This window comes from Microbacterium sp., from assembly GCF_035554235.1.
Taxonomy (GTDB): domain Bacteria; phylum Actinomycetota; class Actinomycetes; order Actinomycetales; family Microbacteriaceae; genus Microbacterium.
This window is the reverse complement of sequence record NZ_DATMIO010000156.1, coordinates 1-3,036: the sequence shown is the minus strand read 5'-3', so window position 1 is coordinate 3,036 and position 3,036 is coordinate 1. Positions and strand designations below refer to the sequence as shown.

Genomic DNA, 3,036 nt, shown 5'->3' with positions numbered 1-3,036 from the left:
AGACGTTCCAGGCGTTCGCCGACGTGGTGCGGCAGGGCAAGGCGCTCTACATCGGCGTCTCGGAGTGGACGGCCGAGCAGCTGCGCGAGGGCCACGCGCTCGCCAAGGACCTCGGCATCCAGCTCATCTCGAACCAGCCGCAGTATTCGATGCTGTGGCGCGTGATCGAGGGCAAGGTCGTGCCCGCCTCGGAAAAGCTCGGCATTTCGCAGATCGTGTGGTCGCCGATGGCGCAGGGCGTGCTCTCGGGCAAGTACCTTCCCGGTCGGCCGGTTCCCGAGGGCAGCCGCGCGACCGACGAGAAGAGCGGGGCGCACTTCATCAAGCACTTCCTCGACGACGATGTGCTCACCGCCGTGCAGAAGCTCAAGCCCATCGCCGAGCAGGCAGGGCTGACGATGCCCCAGCTCGCGATCGCCTGGGTGCTGCAGAACAAGAACGTCGCGGCCGCGCTCGTCGGCGCCTCGCGCCCCGAGCAGCTCGCCGACTCGGTCAAGGCATCCGGCGTCACGCTCGATGCCGAGGTGCTCGCCGCGATCGACGCCGCACTGTCGGGCGTCGTCGAGGACGACCCCGAAGACACCTACCGCGTCTCGCCGAAGACGCGCATCGGGTAGCGCGTCATGGCGAGGATCAGCGCCGGCATCCTGCTGTATCGGCTGGCTCCCCGGCCCGAAGTGCTGATCGCGCACATGGGCGGCCCGTTCTGGGCCGCGAAGGACGAGGGGGCGTGGTCGATCCCGAAGGGCGAGTTCGACGAGGATGCCGAGGGCGCGCTGGATGCCGCGCGGCGCGAGTTCTTCGAGGAGCTCGGGGTGGCCGCGCCCGATGTCGAGTACGCCGACCTGGGCACGTTCCCGTACTCCTCCGGCAAACGGATCGTGGTCTTCGTCGCCGACGGCGCGAGGTTCGACGCCGCCGGATTCGACTACGGGACGTTCGAGCTCGAATGGCCCCCGCGCTCGGGCCGGATGCAATCGTTCCCCGAGGTCGACAGGGCGCAGTGGCTCTCGGTCGATGAGGCGCGCCCGAAGCTCGTGAAGGGGCAGCGCGCCGCCCTGGACGCACTCGTGGCGAGCCTCGAGGACGCCGCGGACTGAGGCACCGTGCGCGCGGCCGTACGGGGCCGCCTCGCGGCGCTCGTTCACTCGCGCCGCGAGGCCTCCCACTCGACCACGAGCTGCGGCATCCGCTCGGCGAGGTAGCGGAGGAAATCCGCCACGCGGTGCGCGCGCGCGACCGAAAGCGGCGCATCACCGTTGAGCTCTGCGATGGCGTCGATCGATTCCGCGAGCTTCGCGTACATCGGCGCATTCGCCGTGATCATGGAGTGCCAGCCGTCGTCCATGAGGTCGTATCGCGCGATCCGCTCCCCCGGGCGTGACAGGCGCTGGATCATCCGGAGGGACTGCAGATACCGCACCGCGCCCGACACCGCGGCGGGAGACACTCCCAGGCGGTCGGCCAGTTCGGCCGCGGAGTACCCGGCATCCGGCGACCCGACGAGCGCCATCATGACGCGCGCGGGCATCCGCGGCATGCCGGCGGCGGCCAGCATCCCCGCCGCCTGCTCGGCCGTGTCGATCCCGGGGTGATCCATCCGCTCAGCCATCCGTCGCCAGTTCGCGCCGACGCATGAGGACGAGGGATGCCGCGACGCCGACGCCTGCCGCGAGGAGCAGCCACCACCCGCCGCGCGCGTCCACGGCGCCGTCGCTGATCAGCGGGGTTCCGGCGAACGGGGACAGATGCACGGCCCAGTCCGGCGCCCCGAACAGCGGACCGAACAGCCCGAGCACCGTCGCCAGGGCGACGAGCGACCACCCGACGCCGATCGTCGCGCGGGGCGCCACCACGAAGACGAGGCCCGTGAGCCCGAGGAACACGCTCGCCGCGATCGCCTGGCCGATCCCGGCGACCACGGCGTCCTCGAAGAGGTCGCGCGAGCCGGCCGAGCCCATCCCGAGCGCGGCCCCGGCGACCGCGGCGGCCGCGATGACGAGCACGGCGAGCATCCCGACCAGCAGAAACGACCCCAGCCACCGCACGCGCGAGAGGGGCGTGGGAAGCAGCAGTTCGGCCGTGCCGTGCGTCTCCTCCTGCCGTGCGCGGACGACGGTCTGCACGGCACAGCAGGCCGCGAAGATCCCCACCATCGTGAAGAAGGTGACCAGCACCCCTTCGCGAAGCGATCCGGAGCCCCCGGCGATCTGGTCGAGCACATTCGCGACCGCGGGGTTCTGGGCCCCCAGCTCGTCGATGACGCTGCCGAGGGTCGTCGCGAGCAGCCCGACGACGGCGGCTCCGACGGCCCAGGCGATCACGGACGGGTAGGTGAGGCGCCACACCAGCGCGCTCGGCGACGAGAGGGCGGCGGAGGCGTCGGATCGACCGTTGCGCTCGGGCACGAACGCCGACCCGAGATCCCGCGTCGCCTGGAGGGCGACGGCGATGACAACCAGCACCAGCGCGCACCCCGTGGTCAGGGCCACCGGGGCCAGCGCATCGGCCGAGAACGGGCGGGTGTTCTCGGCCCAGGCGAAGGGTGAGAGCCACGCGACCCACGAGCTGGTCATGCTCTTCAGGTCATCGCTCGGCGTGCCGAGGGCGTTGCCGATCCCGGCGAGCAGGAACGTGCTGAGCAGCACGGCCATCGCGAGGGAGTTGGCGCCGCGGGAGGTGCGCATGAGCTGTGCCGCGACGAGCCCGACGCCGAGGAAGAACACCCCGACCCCGGCCACGGCCGCGCCGAGGACCGTCGAGCCCGTGGCGTCGAGACCCGCCACCAGAAGCGCGCCTTTCGCGAACCCGCCGAGCAGGATGTTCGCGCCGATGCCGTGCAGGAGGGTCGCGAGCGTCGGCATCGCGCGCGCGGCAGGGGTTGCCGCCACGATCTCGGCGCGCCCCGTCTCCTCGTCGCCGCGCGTGTGACGCACGGCCAGGAACGAACTCATCAGCGCGGCCAGGAGGGCCAGCCACGGCACGAGGAGGAACGCGATGAACTCGCCGTCGCCGGTTCCCGAAGGGAGGCCGCGG

At 71.7% G+C, this 3,036-nt stretch carries 4 protein-coding genes; 2 read left to right on the top strand and 2 right to left on the bottom strand.

The features are described from left to right. Both VNT50_RS08160 and VNT50_RS08155 read left to right on the top strand, forming a co-directional pair. A partial coding sequence (locus VNT50_RS08160) for an aldo/keto reductase (protein WP_325484616.1) occupies nt 1-617 on the top strand: 617 nt, incomplete at its 5' end. A gap of 6 nt (nt 618-623) precedes the next feature. After that, the gene (locus VNT50_RS08155; protein WP_325484615.1) at nt 624-1,100 is read left to right on the top strand and encodes an NUDIX hydrolase; all 477 of its coding nucleotides are present in this window, start codon (nt 624-626) and stop codon (nt 1,098-1,100) included. 44 nt (nt 1,101-1,144) lie between these two features. Here VNT50_RS08155 and VNT50_RS08150 read toward each other — a convergent pair whose 3' ends face one another. After that, nucleotides 1,145-1,600: a GbsR/MarR family transcriptional regulator gene (locus VNT50_RS08150; RefSeq protein ID WP_325484614.1), complete on the bottom strand. Its 456-nt coding sequence runs from the start codon at nt 1,598-1,600 to the stop codon at nt 1,145-1,147. 4 nt (nt 1,601-1,604) lie between these two features. Continuing rightward, nucleotides 1,605-3,036: ABC transporter permease (locus tag VNT50_RS08145; RefSeq protein ID WP_325484613.1), on the bottom strand; the 1,432-nt coding region annotated here is incomplete at its 5' end.